15 protein-coding genes are annotated in these 19,268 nt (G+C 33.9%); 11 read left to right on the top strand and 4 right to left on the bottom strand.

What is annotated here, in order from left to right:
• Positions 1-3: 3 nt before the first annotated feature.
• Complete coding sequence (locus tag HNP25_RS17600) at positions 4-810, bottom strand: lysophospholipid acyltransferase family protein (RefSeq protein ID WP_184136316.1); 807 nt, start codon at positions 808-810, stop codon at positions 4-6.
• 196 nt (positions 811-1,006) lie between these two features.
• On the opposite strand from HNP25_RS17600, the gene HNP25_RS17595 reads away from it, so the two are divergent.
• Positions 1,007-1,912: a TIGR01777 family oxidoreductase gene (locus HNP25_RS17595; protein ID WP_184136314.1), complete on the top strand. Its 906-nt coding sequence runs from the start codon at positions 1,007-1,009 to the stop codon at positions 1,910-1,912.
• A gap of 77 nt (positions 1,913-1,989) precedes the next feature.
• Here the strand turns inward: HNP25_RS17595 and HNP25_RS17590 are convergent, their stop codons facing one another.
• Positions 1,990-3,066 (bottom strand): acyltransferase family protein, encoded by a 1,077-nt coding sequence (locus HNP25_RS17590; protein WP_184136312.1) that lies wholly within the window; start codon positions 3,064-3,066, stop codon positions 1,990-1,992.
• Positions 3,067-3,288: 222 nt separating this feature from the next.
• Here HNP25_RS17590 and HNP25_RS17585 point away from each other — a divergent pair, with 222 nt between their 5' ends.
• Positions 3,289-3,870 (top strand): LOG family protein, encoded by a 582-nt coding sequence (locus HNP25_RS17585; RefSeq protein WP_184136310.1) that lies wholly within the window; start codon positions 3,289-3,291, stop codon positions 3,868-3,870.
• 58 nt (positions 3,871-3,928) lie between these two features.
• Entirely contained in the window at positions 3,929-5,578 is a 1,650-nt protein-coding gene (locus HNP25_RS17580) for an OmpA family protein (RefSeq protein ID WP_184136308.1), read from the top strand.
• Between the two features lie 374 nt (positions 5,579-5,952).
• Here HNP25_RS17580 and HNP25_RS17575 read toward each other — a convergent pair whose 3' ends face one another.
• Entirely contained in the window at positions 5,953-7,224 is a 1,272-nt protein-coding gene (locus HNP25_RS17575; RefSeq protein WP_184136306.1) for an erythromycin esterase family protein, read from the bottom strand.
• Positions 7,225-7,393: 169 nt separating this feature from the next.
• On the opposite strand from HNP25_RS17575, the gene HNP25_RS17570 reads away from it, so the two are divergent.
• From HNP25_RS17570 to gldJ, 5 genes are all read left to right on the top strand, one after another.
• Positions 7,394-8,125, top strand: a complete 732-nt coding sequence (locus HNP25_RS17570) for a LytR/AlgR family response regulator transcription factor (RefSeq protein ID WP_184136304.1) — start codon at positions 7,394-7,396, stop codon at positions 8,123-8,125.
• Positions 8,126-8,216: 91 nt separating this feature from the next.
• Positions 8,217-9,218: a sensor histidine kinase gene (locus HNP25_RS17565; RefSeq protein WP_184136302.1), complete on the top strand. Its 1,002-nt coding sequence runs from the start codon at positions 8,217-8,219 to the stop codon at positions 9,216-9,218.
• 234 nt (positions 9,219-9,452) lie between these two features.
• Positions 9,453-11,951: a S9 family peptidase gene (locus HNP25_RS17560; protein ID WP_184136300.1), complete on the top strand. Its 2,499-nt coding sequence runs from the start codon at positions 9,453-9,455 to the stop codon at positions 11,949-11,951.
• 149 nt (positions 11,952-12,100) lie between these two features.
• Positions 12,101-15,460, top strand: coding sequence for a transcription-repair coupling factor (gene mfd, locus HNP25_RS17555; protein WP_184136298.1), 3,360 nt, complete (start codon positions 12,101-12,103; stop codon positions 15,458-15,460).
• A 206-nt stretch (positions 15,461-15,666) separates the two neighbouring features.
• Entirely contained in the window at positions 15,667-16,893 is a 1,227-nt protein-coding gene (gene gldJ / locus HNP25_RS17550; RefSeq protein WP_184136296.1) for a gliding motility lipoprotein GldJ, read from the top strand.
• A gap of 49 nt (positions 16,894-16,942) precedes the next feature.
• On the opposite strand, the gene HNP25_RS17545 is transcribed toward gldJ, so the two are convergent.
• Positions 16,943-17,620 (bottom strand): ComF family protein, encoded by a 678-nt coding sequence (locus tag HNP25_RS17545; RefSeq protein WP_184136294.1) that lies wholly within the window; start codon positions 17,618-17,620, stop codon positions 16,943-16,945.
• Positions 17,621-17,708: 88 nt separating this feature from the next.
• Between HNP25_RS17545 and HNP25_RS17540 the strand changes: the two genes are divergently transcribed.
• From HNP25_RS17540 to HNP25_RS17530, 3 genes are all read left to right on the top strand, one after another.
• Complete coding sequence (locus HNP25_RS17540) at positions 17,709-18,053, top strand: carboxymuconolactone decarboxylase family protein (protein ID WP_184136292.1); 345 nt, start codon at positions 17,709-17,711, stop codon at positions 18,051-18,053.
• A gap of 89 nt (positions 18,054-18,142) precedes the next feature.
• Complete coding sequence (locus HNP25_RS17535) at positions 18,143-18,490, top strand: hypothetical protein (RefSeq protein ID WP_184136290.1); 348 nt, start codon at positions 18,143-18,145, stop codon at positions 18,488-18,490.
• On the top strand, positions 18,487-19,251 hold the full coding sequence (locus HNP25_RS17530; protein ID WP_184136288.1) for an exodeoxyribonuclease III: 765 nt from the start codon (positions 18,487-18,489) through the stop codon (positions 19,249-19,251). The genes HNP25_RS17535 and HNP25_RS17530 overlap by 4 nt, the downstream gene beginning before the upstream one ends.
• Positions 19,252-19,268 lie beyond the last annotated feature (17 nt).

Below are 19,268 nucleotides of genomic sequence, written 5' to 3'. Positions count from 1 at the left end.
GTTTTACTCTTTTTCTCTTAGCCAAACCAATTTTTGTACAGGTATTTTCTGTTCAATTTTATCTCTTAAAATATCCATTATTTCTTCGGTTGGCATATCTTTATCGAAGCGAATCGGTTCTTTGAAAGTAACAGAAAGCGTGGTATTTCGCTTCTTGAATCGAAGTCCTTTTTTATCAAAAGCTCTTCTAAAACCATTGATTACAACAGGAACAACAATTGGATTATGTGTTTTAATTAAATGTGCTGTTCCTTTACGAAGGGGAGCATAAGGGGTGGTTGTTCCTTGCGGAAAACTTACTACCCAACCATAAGATAATCCTTTGCCTACTTTATCTTCTGCCGCTGTATCTACTTCTTTCTTAACATCTTTCCCTTTTTCTCGCCAAGAGCGATTCACTAAAATGGCACCTGCTTGCGAAAAAACTTTTGGTAATAATCCTCCTTCGGTCATCGTTTCTGAGGCTGCAACATAAAATACTTTTGAGCGTGGTGCTAACAAATAAATCGGGAAATTAATTGAATTCCGAAAGCCCCATTTCACACTAAAGAAAATATGGTAAAGGCAAATCACATCCATAAAATATGTTTGATGATTTGATAAAAACAGTACGCCTTCATTCGGTAAGCCTTCTAAATGTTGTGTTCCACTTATTCTTGTTTTATTGATGCCTCTTAAACGAGAGTATGTTATCCATCCTAACACAATCATGATAATTCTTTTTACAAGCATTGAATTGCCAAATGGATCTCTTTCAAAGATTCCAAATACATCCAACATTGGTAAAAGTTTTTTTAAGTGTTGATTCATCGTTTCTGGTTATTATTACGCTACTATAATCAGGTTTTAAGGGTAATTTTCTTATACTTGTAAAATCGAAGATAGATAATTTTTGGTATATTGTTTAAAAATTGTTCTTCCTCAATCTTTCTAAACTCTTAATTACATTTTGGGTTATTCTTATGAACAGCGAAAATCGTCTGTTTTTTTCAAATAATAGCGATTTATGAATGTACTCATCACAGGTGGTTCGGGCTTAGTTGGTACTCGCCTGACACAAATACTAATTGCCAATGGATTTACGGTTTCGCATCTGAGTAGAAAGCCTACAAATACTACTGGAAAGGTAAAAGTATATCATTGGGATATTAAAAATAGCATCATCGACGAGAAAGCTTTACTTGAAGCCGACTACTTGGTGCATTTGGCAGGAGCGGGGATTGCGGATGAGAAATGGACGGATGCCAGAAAAAAGGAAATTATCGAAAGTAGAACGAAATCTCTTCATTTAATTACCGAAAGTTTAAAAACACTTCCTCATAAAATTCAAGCTTTGGCTTCTGCTTCGGGCATTGGTTTTTATGGAGCTGACACTGGCGATGAAATCATTACTGAACAACATCCTTCTGGTAATGATTTTGTAGCTGACTGCTGTATTCAGTGGGAAGCGGTAGCAGATGAAGTAGAAAAACTAGGCATTAGAACCGTAAAATTACGTACTGGTATCGTCCTGAGTACTAAAGGTGGTGCTTTGCCAAAAATATTATTGCCTGTGCGCTTCGGTTTAGGTGCTGCTTTGGGAACTGGCAAACAGTATCAATCTTGGATTCATATTGATGATTTATGTGAATTATTTATTCAATCGCTGACTGACAATACGATGTCTGGTGTTTATAATGCAGTTGCACCCAATCCTGTTAGCAATTTTGGATTGACAATTACCTCCGCTGAAATTCTTAATAAACCTTTCTTTATGCCCAACATACCTGCTTGGGTATTAAAAATGATTTTCGGAGAAATGGCGAATATCGTTTTGGGCGGCAATTATGTCTTGAATCAAAGAATTGCTTCGGAAACATCTTTTCAATATCAATATATTTCTGTAAAAAAGGCTTTAGAGGCTCTATTGTAGATTGGTGAAAAGCATTAATTTAAAAATTATCTCAACCCAAATCTTGATGCAAAAAATGAATGTTCCAGCGTAATTATCTATTTGATAATTTGTAATTGAAATTGTGAACGTAACATTTTTTTGTTCCTTTCAAGCCATACATTGGTACGCCAAAGCTGAAACATTTTGTATTCTACTTTGTAAAAAATATATTTCCGTAACAATTCAATACTTGCTCCAATAGAAAAAATAACAATAACTATGATGCAAATATTTAAGATGAGTAGTAAAATTGAATCTTTTCCCTGAACCTGATTCAAAAAATAAACAATGATTTTTCGGATAAGTGGATGGTCATGAATGAGATAAATTCCAAAGACAGCACTTGAAACTAAATTGATTGCATTATTTTGTATTTTAATTTCTTTAAAAGAATAGAAAAGCATTATTGCCGATATTATCAATATCGGATTATTATATGAAAATAATCTCCATGCAAACTGTGGTTTTCCTAAAGCTAATAAAACCAAAATACCTCCAAATAAAAATATCGCCAAGCCAATAAAGTAGTAAATTGGAGTTTTTATTTTGAAGTTAAACTTGTTGAGTAATCTTGCTAGAAGATAAATTGAGATAAAATGAAAAATAGTATAACCATCCCCCGCTACTGTTCTGAAAATAAATCCTGAAAAGCTATCCAAATACAACAGACCCGCTAACAATAAAACAAGTTGACGATTATCAATAAATTCGACACCTTTGTTGAGAAAAGGGGAAATAAAATACAATCCTAAATATACTCCTAAATACCACCACACATTTCCTGAGATTGGAAGAATAGATTTGACAAAGTCTGTGAAGCTAATTTTAATGCTACTTGTCAAAAAAAACACCAATGAAATACAAATTGAATAGAAAAAAGCTTGGAAAATGATGGAAATCAGATTCCTTAGTCTGAACTTTATACCAAAATAACCTGATATAAAAATAAAGGTGTTTACGCCAACGATGACAAAACTATTAATGAAGAGTTCTGAATAAACTGTTCTATTGGCATGTGAAAAGTCTTTGATGTTTTTTTCTAAAGCGTATCCATGAACAATAACATGGTGAACAATAATCATTATCATCAAAACTATACGCAATAGTTCGATGTTTGATTCTCGATTTTTCATTGAAATAGGATTTAAAAATGTAGGTTATTAAAATAAGGTTTAATATTTTTTCGATTATAGACACCCCAAAAATAACAAATTCTTTAGTCTTACTTTATTTTATCATGGTAAATTCAACTTATATTTTACAAACGCAAAACATTTTTGATTAAAGACAAAAATCCATTGGGACTTTTAAAAAATATCCGTTATTCATCCTCAAAATATTAATATTATTACTTCATGAAAAACATTTTAGTGTATTGTGGCTCATCTTTTGGGCAAAATGAAATTTATAAATCTACCGCCAAAAACCTTGGCAAATTACTTGCTCAACAATCACTCAGACTTATCTATGGTGGTGGCAGTGGCGGATTAATGGGTGTTGTAGCGGATGCTGTACTAGAAAATGGTGGTGAAGTAACAGGAATTATTCCTTCGTTTATGGAAGCTTGGGAAGTACAACACAAAGGTTTAACCGAATGTATCGTCGTTGATTCTATGCACGTTCGCAAGCAATTAATGGCTGAAAGGGCAGATGCTGTTATTGCTTTACCGGGCGGTTGGGGTACTTTAGATGAACTGTTTGAAATTCTTACTTGGCGACAAATCGGTTTACACAAAATGCCGATTGGTTTATTAAATACAAATGGCTTTTATGATGATTTAATTGTAATGCTTAACAAAATGGTGACAGAAGGATTTGTCAGAGAAGCCAATGCTAGATTTTTGATTATCGACGATAACATTGATTCTTTAATAGAAAAACTCAGAAATGATTCTTATGAAGGCGAATTAATCGGAAAGAGGATTGATAAAGCCTAAAACAATGTTTTTTTGTAATTTTCGTTCAAAACCTAATCGTGATTGTGTTATTCTTTGTATGAAAAAGCTTACTACCTTCTTTATTTCTTCTTTATCATCGCTCTGTTTTACAGATATGATAGCTCAAAATAAGCCTGAAAGCTTGGGTGCAGCCGTCAATTCTGAATATTCAGAACTGAATCCTGTGATAGCACCTGATGGAAGAATTTTATATTTCGGAAGAAAAAGTCACCCGCAAAATAAATATGGCGTAGCAGGAACAGACCAAATTTCAGGTTCGCAAGATATTTGGTTTGCCGAAAATGTGATGGGGGCATGGTCTGCTGCTAGAAGAATGCCTGAAAGCTTGAATCGTGATCAGTATAATTCTATTCTTAGTATTTCGCCCGACGGACAAACAATCTTATTGAAAGGAGCTTATGTGAATGGTCAATACGAAACAAGAGGTTTTTCGATTGCCAAAAAGTCTGCAAATGGTTGGGAGATTCCGAAGAAAGTAATCATTCCCAAATATGAACGTCTGAGTAAAGGAAAAAATGAATACGGTTTTCTTTCAAACGATGGCAAAGTACTTCTAATGGCTTTTTCTGAAAAAAAGAATTCAGACGAAGATGATATTTATGCTTCCTTCTTAGAAAACGACGGAACATGGTCGGAAGTAATGAATTTAGGCGATGAAATTAATACCAACTTTACCGAAACTACTCCTTTTTTAGCCCCAGATGGTAAAACTTTATACTTTTCGAGCAATAGAGAAGGAGGAAAAGGAAGTAATGATATTTGGGTAAGTAAGAGAAAAGATGATACTTGGATTCATTGGACTGAACCAATCAATATCGGTGAACCCATCAATACCGACCAGTATGATGCTTATTATACTATTTCTGCGGCTGGCGATTATGCTTATTTTGTTTCAGGAAATAATTCTTTGGGTAAAAAAGACATCTTTAGGTTAAAGTTAGATGTTCCGAAACCTATTGAAGCTGATTCCAAACCAACTGTAACAACAAACCCAATTGGTGGCGGAACTAGAAAGTCAGAAGACAGAAAACCTACTCAACCAACAAAATCAGATGCTGTTGTTTTAGTTTCTGGGAAAGTAATTGATGGAAAAACGGGGAAAGTACCGCAAAATGCACAAGTTATTTATGAAGATTTAAGTACAGGTAAAGAACTGGGTATTGCTTCGCCAGACCCCAACACTGGAATCTATAAAATTGTGTTGCCTTATGGCACAAATTATGGTATCAGTACCAAAATTGACGGTTATATTGGTACTTCGCAAAACATAGATTTAAGTAAAATTTCTGGAAGATATTTGGAAGTAGAAGGGAAAGACATGACGGTAAAACCTATTGAAGCTGGTACAAAAGTGGAAATGAATAATATCTTCTTTGAATTTGGAAAAGCCGCTTTACAACCAGAATCATATCCAGAACTGAATAGAATTGCCAATTTCTTTAAAACAAATAGCAAACTTATTTCGGAAGTAAGCGGACATACCGATAATGTTGGTACTGATGAAATAAACAACAAATTATCGCAAGAACGTGCTGATGTGGTTCGTAATTATTTACTTACTCAAGGTGTACCAGCAGAAAGAATTAAAGCCAAGGGTTACGGAAAAACCAGACCAAAAGTAGCAAACGATACGCCTGAAAATCAAGCGATTAATAGAAGAGTAGAATTTGAAGTGTTGAAGAATTGATTGAATTGCTTTAGGCTATAGGCTCTAAGCATTAGGCTAAAATTTCTGTTTTCAAATATTTTGTTTGCTGTAATCACTGAAGATTATTTTTGAAAATCATTTTGAAAAATTAAAAGAATATCAAGTATAAAATTATCGCTGATTTTAAACTACCTTGTAACTAACTAAAAAAACATAACAATGGCAAAGGACAAAGGCTCAATCAAGGAAGTAAAAAAAGAACCGACCAAAACCTTAAAGGAAAAAAGAGCGGCAAAACAGGAAAAGAAGAGTAGTAAAAGAGATTAACTTAAATATTCCCAACCCTCAGAATTAGCTTTCTGAGGGTTTTTTATTGAATTCAATTTCAAATACACACCTTTTTGGTTAAAGTATTATAATTTATGGTTTGATTCTGTCGTATTTCTTATAAAAATTAATCCATCAAAATAATCTGATAGCTTTGTTTCTTCTGTGTAAGCATCTTTATCTTCTGGTCGGTATCCAATTTGTCTTATTTTTAATCTTTTATTTATGCTTTTTGTATTTTTCGTTTCAATAAAAAACGAGTGTTGCTTTTCATTTTTTAGTAGATGCTCCCAAGAATTGGGTAATGGGGCAATAAGTGTATATTTTTTGTATTGATTATCATGCGTATCGACAAAATCCGATGTTGCACTATAAGTACCTTTAGCTGTTGCTGTTCCAATGGCATAATATTGATTGCTAAATGCTCTTTTTAAATAGCTCCCCATACCTCCAGGATTTGAATCTTTTTGCGTCGCATCTGATGCTTTATAGGCAATGTGTCCATTATGAGCGAAAATAACCATCTTATTTTCACCAGACTGCTTCGCTAGTTCACTTACCATTTCTGCCATCATTTCATCTCTTGTTTTTGCCTCTTGACTCATTCCTGCTTTGTACAATACATGAAAACCTTGCTTACAGTTTAGTAACGCATTTTTCAGTGTATTACTATATTGTTTAGGATTCTTGGATATTAAACTATCAATCATAACAACTATTTGATGTCCATCTGTAGCATTTTTTACAATTTCTTCCATATTCAATTTTATAGTTGAATCATTTTGTGCATTCCATGCTTTATCTTGCTCTTTTGCATTTTTGTATAGACTTTCAGCAAAAGAGATTAATGCTTTATTTTGAGTTGATTTTAGTTCATCCAATACTATTTTGGCTGAATACTCGATATAATTCCAATCCATTCCAGTAAATTCAATTTTATCAGAATGTATTTTATTATACTGTCTCATCCAAAGCAATAGCGATTCTATTTCTTTAGTTTGCCAAACAGATGTAATATTCTCTCTTATCGCTTGTTGAATATTTCTATCAGAATTGATCATTTGATTCAGATAATAACTATTTCCAAAAGCATTTTCAAAACAAATGAGGTTAAAACCTTTTTTTTCAACCAATTCTTTTATCAAGGCAATCCTAATTTCATTAAATTCTTTTGTGCCGTGAGTTCCTTCTCCTAAAGCTACAATTCTTTTGTTTCCTATTTTATCAATAATTGGTTTTAATTGTTTTTGCAAAAGTGCTGGTTTCTCTAAGTTCAATGCATGAACAGGTAATGTTTTCTGACCAAACAATTGGAATCCAATCAAGAAGCTGGTGATAAGTATTAATTTTATTCTCATCGTATTACGAAGTATTAAAAAGTTAAATGTTTATTTTGATTTCTGTTCAAATATCTATGAGCATCTTTCTAATCCGAAGTTTATTCGATAAACTTGATTTGTAGGTCGATAAACTTTATCTTCGAGACGATGGCTTTTAAAATTAGTCTTATCAATCTTCTTAATAACTATGAATCAAACCTTGAAATGTATCATCGTTGACGATGAAGAACCTGCCCAAGATATTCTTCGGTATTTTATCGAACAAGTAGCTTTTTTAGACTTAGAAGCAGTTTTTTTCAATGCTATTGAAGCCATTGAATATATTGCCAAATATGAAATTGATATTGTTTTTACAGACGTGAAAATGCCAAGAATTTCAGGGATTGATATGATAAAATCTTTCAATAAACAGCCTAGTATCATTATTACTTCCGCTTTTCAAGAATATGCAATTGATGGCTTTAATTTGGACGTGATTGATTTTTTAGTCAAACCTTTTTCATTTGATAGATTTTTAAAGGCAGTTAATAAAGTAAAGTCATTATATCAGATTCCTTATCATCTCATTGAAAACCAAGATAAAATCATCAATTCTTCAACCGATAGCTTTTATGTAAAAGAAAATGGAAAACTCAGAAGAGTTGATTTCGACAATATTATTTACATTGAAGCCCTCGGAGATTATGTCAAGATTTTTACACTCATTGACAAGCCAATCGTTACACTTATCACGATGAAAAAAATACAAAGTTTATTACCTCAAAATCTCTTTTGCAGGATTCACAAATCATTTATCGTAAAAATTAGTGCTGTAAAATCAATTGAAGGAAATATCGTGGAGTTGGAAAATGAAAATAAATTACAAATTGGTTTACAGTATCGTGATAATGTTTTTAATTACATAAAAGCCATCAATTAATATGAATTTATTTTCAGAAAAAAAACTTGATTTACTATTCCATAACTCTTTTAAATTTAGATTTTCTTTACATTTAAGTTTCTGGATAGTAATGTTTTATCTAAGATTTTTCTTTCTAATTGATAGCTTAAATGCTACAAGACCACTACCAACAGGTCTTTCAAATTTTATTATCAATATCATTTTCTTTTACTCTTTAGTTTACTACGGTTTACCCAAATTATTGCTCAAAAAACTAATTGAATGCTTGTTTCTAGTAATTGTACTTTACTGTTTGATGATACTCATTAATTATTTTACTGTTTGGTCTTATCTCAAATTTGGCGGACAAGCTACACAAACTACAGAAAATATTCTTCTAGTAAACAATGGATTTTTTGTTGCTTTTTTGGGAAAAAGAGCTTCGTTTTATTTTCTCTTCGATACTTTTTTTGAATTACTTTTTCCATTAGTGTTAAAATTGGGGAAATCATTTTACGAAGCCCACATTAAAACAATTACTTTAGAGAGAGATAAATCTGTTTTAGAACTAAATCGCCTCCGAAATCAAATAAACCCTCATTTTTTTTTCAATAATCTCAACAGTATTTACAGTCTGGTTTTAAAGCAAGACGAACGAGCGTCAACTGCACTATTAAAATTGTCTAACTTAATGCGACATACTCTGTATGAAGCTGATACTGAAAAAACACCATTGAGTCAAGAGATTACACTCATTACCGATTATTTATCCTTAGCCAAAATTCGGTATGGTTCAAGAGTTATTATTTCTTATGAAGAAGAAAATAACGATGATGGTTTTATTCCAACAATGTTACTTCTTTCGTTTGTAGAAAATGCATTTAAACATGGCGTTGAAGAGGAAATTTCAAATAATAAAGCTTGGGTGAAAGTCATTATTAATGCCAACGATGGAATTCTTGTTGCTGAATTTGAAAATAGTAAGCCTAAAGTGCAAGCTAAAGCTAAAATTGGAGGAATTGGACTAACAAATTCAAAGAAAAGACTGGATTTACTTTATCCTAATTCTCATCAGCTAGACATTCTTGAAAAGGTTGATTCTTACTATGCTAAAATCTCCTTAAAATTTTAAATTGATACTTCTATTCTTTCATTTATTTTCTAACAAAGAAGTATGTGAAACATTTTGATTTTATCCACTTCTGGTTATCTTCTTTACAATTATTTCAAAACTTAATCCTTTTGGTCAAGGTTCTCATTTTTCAGCTCAACAAGTAAATCATAACCGATAATTAATCCTTTAATTTTCATGATTGATTTTTATCTTTGAGGGAATACTTCATTCATCAAATCTAACATCAATACTATGCGAAAGCTCTCCTTTGCTTTGTTACTACTTTTTGTAGTTTCATTTTCGAGTAATGCTCAAAATTCAAGCTTAAAAGCCAATTATCAATTGGCAGCTAAATTTTCTCCTAAAAAATTAAATAAAATGATTTTCTCTACCAGCGTTGACCCGCACTGGTTGAAGAAATCCGACCGCTTTTGGTATGTTTATGAAACTACCGAAGGCAAAAAATGGTATATCGTTGACCCTTTGAAAGCAGAGAAAAAGCTACTCTTCGACAATGAGAAATTGGCAGCGGCTATTACCAAAATTGTAAAAGACCCTTTTGATGCCCAACATTTAGGTCTAGACAGTATGCGTTTTGTGCGTGATGAAAACTGGATTCAGTTTGAAGTAAAAAGTACGCAAGACATTGTTGAGAAAAAAGATTCAACCGCCAAAAAAGATGCGAAAGCTAAAGAAAAACCAAAAGGCAAAAAGACTTTTTACTTTGAATATAGCCTTAACTCTGGCGAATTGATTGAATTAAATGATTTTAAAAAACCTAAAAGAAAACCTGTTTGGGCAAGTATTTCTCCAGATGGAAACACGATTATTTTTGGTAAAAAGCAGAATTTGTATTTGATGGATAAACTCAACTATGAAAAAGCCCTCAAAAACGAAGAAGATAGCACAATCGTTGAAGTACAATTGACAAAAGATGGTATTGAAAATTTTGGTTATCACCGTGAATCTCTTTCTTTTGGCGACAACGAAACCAATGTCGATAAAGAAAAAAACAAAAATAAGCGTAAGCCTGCTTCCATTTTCTGGAGTCCAGATAGCAAGAAATTTGTTTTGACTCGTACCGATAGCAGAAAAGTAAAAGACTTGTGGGTTATCAACAGCATTGCCGACCCACGACCAACTTTAGAAACGTATAAGTATTGGATGCCTGGCGAGAAAGAAGCTCCAGTTGAAAATGTGATTCTTTTTGATATAGCAAGTAAAAGTCAACAAGAATTAAATGCCGATTTGTTCAAAGACCAAAGTATCGGTATTTGGAGTACAACACCACTTGCTAATACTCGTGACGATGACTATCGCCCAAATATTTGGCTTGGTACAAAAGATAAATTCTATTTTACCCGCACCAGCCGAGATTTGAAAAGTATTGATGTTTTGGTGGCTGATGTAAATACAAATTCGGTAAAAAGTATCATTGAAGAACGAATGAATACTTATTTAGAAAACCGCAAATTGGGTTTAGTAAACGGCGGAAAAGAGTTAATTCATTGGAGCGAAAGAGATGGCTGGGGACATTTTTACTTGTATGATGAAACTGGAAAACTCAAAAATCAAATTACTTCTGGGGCTTTTCACACTGAAGAAATTATCGGTATTGATGAGAAAAAACGTGTACTTTATTTCACCGCCAATAATCGTGAAAGTAACGAAGACCCATATTATTTGCACACCTATCGGGTGAACTTCGATGGAACAGGTTTAAGATTATTAAATGAAGGTAATTTCGACCACGCTTCAAGTATTAACGATAATCAATTATACTTTGTTGATAATTTTTCAAGAATAAATACTGCTCCAAAAGCAGTTTTATACAATACTGAAGGTAAAAAAATCTTAGATTTAGAAACAACAGATTTATCGTCTTTGATGGCTTCTGGCTATAAATTCCCTCAAACATTTAAAGTAAAAGCTGACGATGGCATTACAGACCTTTTTGGTGTAATGTACAAACCTTATGATTTTGACAGCACTAAAAAGTACCCAATTATTGAATACGTTTATCCAGGGCCACAAACTGAGAGTGTCAATAAAACTTTCAGCAAAGGAATGGATAGAATAGACCGTTTGGCACAATTAGGCTTTATTGTGATTACTGTTGGAAACCGTGGTGGAAACCCTGCTCGAAGCAAATGGTATCATAATTATGGCTATGGAAATTTAAGAGATTACGGTTTGGCCGACAAAAAAGCTGCGATAGAACAATTAGCCGACAAACATTCTTTTATGAATATCAATAAAGTTGGTATTCATGGGCATAGTGGTGGTGGTTTTATGAGTACCGCAGCGATGTTTGTTTATCCAGATTTCTTCAAATCGGCTGTGAGCTGTGCTGGAAATCATGATAACAGTATTTACAATCGTTGGTGGTCTGAAAAACATCATGGCGTAAAAGAATTAATTTCTGAAAAAAATGATACAAGTTTTGTTTACAGCATAGAGAAAAATCCTGATGTCGCTAAAAACCTAAAGGGTAAATTGTTATTAATTCACGGAGAAATTGATAATAATGTGCATCCTGCCAATACAATTCGAGTAGTAAATGCTTTAATCAAAGCCAATAAGCGCTTCGAAATGCTTACTTTACCAACACAAAGACATGGTTTTGGAGACATGAATGAATATTTCTTCTGGAAAATGGCTGATCATTTTACAAAATATCTCTTAGACGATTTCAGCGATAGAAGTGTAGATATTGAAGAAATGAATCGAGAAATAGAAAGAAAACGATAATTTCATTTTTCTTAATCTTAAAATAAAACTTTTACCAAACCAAAAACCTCTTTTTAAGGTTAAATTTGTATCGAATTTTTCGCCACGAATTGCTCGGATTTTTAGGAATCTGGCGGTTCGTGGCTATTGTTGTTATTGAAGACAAGATTATGCTCGTAAAAGATTTCCTTACTCTGTATCGTGAAGACGGTTTTGTACAGACAATTGCAGAACAAATTAAAACGCCAAAAGACTATCCACACATCCAAATCAAAGGCTTTGTTGGTAGTTTGGATGCCGTTATTGCTTCTGCTTTACATTTACTTGACGAAAAACAATCACACCTTTTTGTCCTTTCCGACCGTGAAGAAGCGGCATATTTTATCAATGATTTACAAAATTTAGTAGGCGAGGAGCGAGTACTTTCTTTTCCGATGTCGTACAAAAGGGCTTATCAATACGAAGAAGTTGACAACGCCAATGTATTGATGCGAGCAGAAGTATTGAATAAACTCAATAACATTACAGAAGGATTATTGATCGTTACTTATCCAGAAGCTCTTTCTGAAAAAGTAATCAACAAGCGTTCGCTTTCTAAAAATACTTTCACGATAAATGTTTCTGAGAAATTAGATACGGCTTTTTTGGGTGAAGTATTGTCAAGTTATGATTTTGAAAAAACTGATTTTGTTTATGAAGCGGGTCAGTATTCCATTCGTGGCGGAATTGTGGATGTGTTTAGTTATGCTAATGATTTGCCTTACCGAATCGACCTGTTTGGTGATGAAGTAGAAAGTATCAGAACTTTCGACCCTGAATCTCAGCTTTCGGTAGAATCAATTTCCAGAATTAATATTATTCCAGATGTTCAAAACCGATTGATTCAGGAAACTCGTGAACCTTTCTTTAATTTTTTACCAGAAAATACTCGTCTTTGGTTCAAAGATGTAGAATTGACGTTGGAAATTATCGAAAAATCTTTCGAGAAAGTAGAAGCGAACTTTCAAGAAATCATTGCCAAAAGTGGTGGCATCAAAGTAATTTCTGAACCCAATCAATTATTTGAAACTCGCCGAAGTTTTCTGAATCTGATTAAAGAATTTGGTACGGTTGAATTTGGCAAAAGATTTTACTTCAAGTCTGTTCAAGAAAAATTACTTTATCAAGCCAAAGTACAACCAACTTTTAACAAAGATTTTAAAAGATTGGCTGATAATCTCCGTGAAAATCAAGGTTTTCATTACACCAATATTATCACTGCCGATTCACCCAAGCAACTTGAACGTTTAGCTACCATTTTTGATGAAATTGATAGAAATGTTCGCTTCCAAGCCTTGAATATTTCTTTGAGAGAAGGATTCATCGACCTGCAATCAAAAATTGTTTGTTACACCGACCACCAGATTTTCGACCGTTTTCATCGTTTCCGAGAAAAAAGTAAATACTCAAAGTCAAAAGCATTGACCTTGAAAGAATTACGTTCTCTTCAAGTAGGCGATTTTGTTACGCACGTTGATTATGGAATTGGGCGTTTTGCAGGTTTAGATAGAGTAATGGTTGGCGATGCCGAACAAGAAGCCATTCGTTTGATTTACAAAGACAACGATGTGTTGATGGTTTCAATCCATTCACTTCACAAAATTGCGAAGTACTCAGGCAAAGAAGGCGGCCCGCCAGTGATGTCTAAATTAGGTTCTCCAGAATGGGAAAATCGAAAATCGAAAGTAAAGAAACAAGTAAAAGACATTGCCAAGGAATTGATTTCGCTCTACGCTAAACGTAGAATGGCACCAGGTTTTGCTTTTTCAAAAGACACTTTCATGCAGGCAGAACTGGAATCTTCTTTCTTGTACGAAGACACGCCTGACCAAGCAAAATCTACTGCCGACGTAAAAGCGGATATGGAAAAACCACATCCGATGGACAGATTAGTTTGTGGTGATGTAGGTTTTGGAAAAACGGAAGTGGCAATTCGTGCGGCCTTTAAAGCTGTGGCAGATTCAAAACAAGTAGCGATTTTAGTACCGACTACGGTTTTGGCAATGCAGCATTTCAGAACTTTCCGTGACCGTTTGGAAAAATTTCCTTGTCGTGTAGAATATATCAATCGTTTCAAATCGGATAAACAAATCAAAGAAACACTCAAAAGGGTAGCTTCTGGCGAAACGGATATTCTGATTGGCACGCACAGAATTGTGAACAAAGATGTCGTTTTCAAGAATTTAGGTTTGATGATTATTGATGAAGAGCAGAAATTTGGCGTAAAAGTAAAAGACCGTTTGAAAGAAATGCGAGTAAACATTGACGCACTTACGCTCACGGCTACGCCAATTCCAAGAACACTTCATTTTTCTTTGATGGGAGCAAGAGATTTATCTATCATCGCAACGCCTCCACCAAATCGTCAGCCAGTTACGACTGAATTACAGATTTTCAGTGAAACACTTATTCGTGATGCTGTAAGTTATGAAATCAAAAGAGGCGGACAAGTATATTTTGTGCATAACCGAGTAGGAGAGTTGGAATCTATCGCCAACCTGATTTTACGCATGGTGCCAGATGCCAAAGTAGGTGTTGCTCATGGACAAATGGATGGTGATAAGTTGGAAAAAGCCATGATGAATTTCATTGAAGGACATTTTGATGTGTTGGTTTCAACCAATATTATTGAAGCTGGTTTGGATATTCCGAATGCGAATACCATTTTGATTAATCATGCCAACCATTTTGGTTTATCAGATTTACACCAAATGCGTGGAAGAGTAGGACGTTCCAACAAAAAAGCATTTTGTTATTTATTGACACCAGCACTTTCCTTATTGACTACCGAAGCCCGAAAAAGACTGAGTGCTTTGGAAGAATTCTCTGATTTGGGTGATGGTTTCAAAGTAGCGATGCGAGATTTGGATATTCGTGGTGCAGGAAATTTATTAGGAGCTGAACAAAGTGGCTTTGTAAATGATTTAGGTTATGAATTGTATCATAAAATTTTAGACGAAGCTGTTCAAGAATTGAAAGAAAATGAATTCAGAGCGTTATTTGAGAAAGATTTAGCAGAAACTGCCGAAAAACTCAAAATTGATTGTCAGATTGAAACAGATTTAAGAGTATTAATTCCAGAAAAATATATTAGTAGTATTTCTGAAAGACTTTCGCTTTACACCCAATTGGATGATATGAAAACGGAAGAAGAATTGGTGAAATTCGAGAGTATGATTATTGACCGATTCGGACCAATTCCACCAGAAATGTCTGATATGATTGAAATTGTGCGGGTTCGTTGGATTGCAGAATCATTGGGGATGGAAAAAATATTGCTGAAAAATAATAATCTGAAATGTTATTTCGTTCCCTCAGAGAATGAAAAGTATTATAAATCAGCAGTTTTCGGCAAGGTTATTGAATATGTTAAGCAAAATTCAAGAAAATGTTCGCTGAAAGAAGTCAAAGGAAAGCTTATGCTTTACTTCGATAAAATTACTTCAATTGAAGAATTGAAATGGATTTTAAAGGAAATTGCAAAATTATAAAGCCTATACAATTCAAATTTTTGCTTATTTATTCGTAATATTCCATTGATTATGATGAGGATGAAGAATCTTCTACCAGAATCCCAGCAGAAATTACACGCTTTAGCTTAAATTTGTAGTCTTTTCTGTAAATTGCAATCTTCCTTGAAAGGAAATAACTAGATTTTAAAATTATTCTTATTCACGACAATCAAATTAATTAACAGATGAAGTTGTCTCTCAAATCAATGGCTATTCTTTTAGCAGGTCTTGCAATCGTAAGTTCTTGTAAATCGAAAAAGTCAACTAGTGTAAAAATAGGCAAGAAAAGTACTGCTACTGGTATTGCTTATAACAAAAAAGGAGGTTTTCAGATTGATAAATCCTTCAAAGGTCAACCAACGGGTCCGAACTTAGTATTTGTAGAAGGCGGACGTTTTACGATGGGGGCTTTAGAAGAGGATGTTATGAATTCAAGAGATAACTTAGAAAGAACTGTTTCTGTACAGTCATTTTACATGGATGAAACAGAAATTGGAAACGTTCACTATCTTGAATATTTGAATTCGGTCATGAAAGACTCTTCTCAAGAATTCTATGAATCTGCTTTACCAGACACTTTAGTTTGGAAAGATGAATTAGCTTTTAACGATTCTTATGTAGAACAATATTTACGTTATCCTGGCTTCCGTATGTACCCTGTTGTGGGTGTATCGTGGGTACAAGCTTCTGATTACTGTACTTGGAGAACCGCTGCCGTTAACAACGACATCGCTATGAAAAGCCAGAAGAAAAAGAAAAAAGGTAAAAAAGGAGCTGAAAGCAGAACTGCACCAGTTTATACAGCTGGTCAACGTTTACCGATTGAATCAGGAAAAGTATTACCAGCATATCGTCTTCCAACAGAAGCAGAATGGGAATACGCTGCAAAAGCAATGATTGGTACTCAGTATGAGGATGAAAATCAAACCAATCAAAGAATTTATCCTTGGGATGGTCCAAACATGCGTGCTTCACAAGGCAAGAAAAAAGGCTCAATGTTAGCCAATTTCAAGCGTGGACGTGGTGACTACGCTGGTATCGCTGGTAAATCAAACGATGGTGCAATTATAACTTATGAGGTTTATTCATATCCTCCTAATGACTTTGGTTTATATCAGATGGCTGGTAATGTAAACGAGTGGGTTTATGACTTGTATCGTCCATTATCTTATGAAGATTTCAATGATTTAAACCCAATTCGTAGAAACGATTATTTAGACAACGCTAAGAATTACGATAGAAAGAACAACAACTCGTTAGTAGACAATAAATCAAGAGTTTACAAAGGTGGTTCATGGGCTGATGTAGCTTATTGGTTAGCACCAGGAACACGTAGATTTATTGATCAAGATTCTTCTACATCAACGATTGGTTTTAGATGTGCTATGATTAGTGCAGGATCTAACAAATAATTTTTTTACCCATTATTAAGGCGGCAGAATTTGATTCTGTCGCCTTTTTTTATGCCATTGCTAGAGTAAGTATGGAAATATCTTTAATATCAAATTCTTGGAGGCTTAAAACGCAGGATTCTAGCGTTGCTCCAGTTGTTAGCGTATCGTCAACAACTACAATTTTCTTATCTCTTAAAATTTCTGAATTCTTCACCATGAAAACCTTGTCCATATTTTCATATCGTTCTAACCTTGATTTGTTGACTTGTGAGCTTGTCTCTTTTACTCTGATTAAAACATCATTTCTCCACTCAATATTCAAGCTCTCAGATAAACCTTTTGCAAAACAATCTGACTGATTATAACCTCTTTGTAATAATCTTTTTTGATGAAGTGGCACCGGAATGATTAAATCAAAAGCATCGCCCAAACCACTTTCTCTTAACTCTGCACCATACCAACGACCAAGCATTTCGCCTACTTCTTGGTTGCCTTTGTACTTTAATTCGTGCATGAGTCGCTGTACTTTTCCTCCTTTTACAAACTTCAAGTAACTCAAAGTATGTTTCAATTGTATTTCTCCAAAAAATTTATGGGCTAGTGGATTCTCTTTTTCGAGATGCAAATTCGTTCTAGGTAAATCAAATCTACAGTGCGTACAAATTAATTCTTCATTGAGTTGTAGCGGCTCTAAACAAGCTGCACAAATTCTTGGAAAAATAAGGTCGATAAATGAGCTGAACATGATTTCTGTAATGTTGTTAAGGTTAGAAACTGATTACAATTTTTTCTTTGTATTTTGCATACAATTTAACATCAATCAAACAATAATCATGAGTTTAGTAACAGAATTTAATGAGTATAGAAGCAAAATGAATGATAAAATTTTGTCTTCTGATAATAAAGTAATTAAAAGAATCTTCAATCTCGATACCAATACTTATGCCGAAGGAGCTTTGTCTGAAAAGACAAAAGAAATGATGGGCTTATCTTGTTCAATGGTTTTACGTTGTGATGATTGTATCAAATATCACCTCGGAAAATGTTTTGAATTAGGAGTAACCGATGCCGAAATGCAAGAGATTTTTTCTGTAGCTACTTTAATTGGTGGAACAATTGTTATTCCGCATTTGCGTAGAGCTGTTGAATATTGGGAAGAACTTCAAAGCGTAGAGTAGGGAGTTATGAATGCTGATTTTATTAAGTTTAAAAGATAAGTCTTTACTAAAAATCACTCATTCACAATTCACTAAATCACAATTATAAAATGGAAATAGAGAATCTCGCCCAGCAATGGGATATTTTATTAGATAAATTAGAACAAGTTCTTGGAAAAAAACCTGCTGATTTGAATGCAGTACTTTTCTTGATTGGCGTTCAAGAATTAGGAAAAGGACATCAGTTTTTTACCAAAGAACAAAAGCAAGATTTAATGCACATTGCCATTTGTAAAGTACTTAGCTACAGCGGTATTTATGAATTGGAAGGCACAGATCAAGACGGCTGGCCGCATTGGAAGTTAATTCAACCATTACCTTTTGTGAATGTGATTGAACAAGAAAAATTATTGAAAGCACAAGTTATAGAATATTTTGAAAGGGAAGTATTTGTATGAAAATCATCACTTATAATGTAAATGGCATCCGTGCTGCCATCAACAAAGGTTTTATTGATTGGCTGAAGGCGAGCAATCCAGACATGATTTGTCTGCAAGAAATTAAAGCAGAAGAACACCAAATCGACAAAGTTGTTTTTGAGGATATGGGTTATCATGTTTATTGGTTTCCTGCCGAAAAAAAAGGTTATAGCGGTGTTGCCATTCTTACAAAAGTAAAACCAAACAACATTGATTTCGGCTGTGGTTTGCCAGAATACGACCGTGAAGGAAGAGTACTTCGTACCGATTTTGATACCTTTTCTTTAATGTCAGTTTACATGCCTTCGGGTTCTAGTGGTGACGAGCGTCAGGGTTTTAAAATGCAGTGGTTGGATGATTTTTATGGCTATTCTGACGAACTAAAAAAGTCGATTCCAAATCTGATTATTTCTGGAGATTATAATATTTGTCATCAACCAATTGATATTCATAATCCAAAATCAAATGCCAACAGTTCTGGTTTTTTACCTGAGGAAAGAGCGTGGGTTACCAAGTTTTTAGCCAATGGTTTTGTGGATACTTTCAGACATTTTAATACTGAGCCACATCAATATACTTGGTGGAGTTACAGAGCAGGAGCAAGGGGGAAAAATTTGGGCTGGCGTATTGATTATCATTGTGCAACAGAAAGTATGACTGATAGACTTGTGCGTTCTGCGATTTTACCAGAAGCTAAACATTCTGATCACTGCCCAGTTTTACTTGAAATTTCAGTTTAAAGTAACTAGCGAATCAT

The sequence above is a fragment of the Arcicella rosea genome, from assembly GCF_014204325.1.
GTDB classification, from domain to species: Bacteria; Bacteroidota; Bacteroidia; order Cytophagales; family Spirosomataceae; genus Arcicella; species Arcicella rosea_A.
This window is presented reverse-complemented; position numbering and strand designations above follow the sequence as displayed.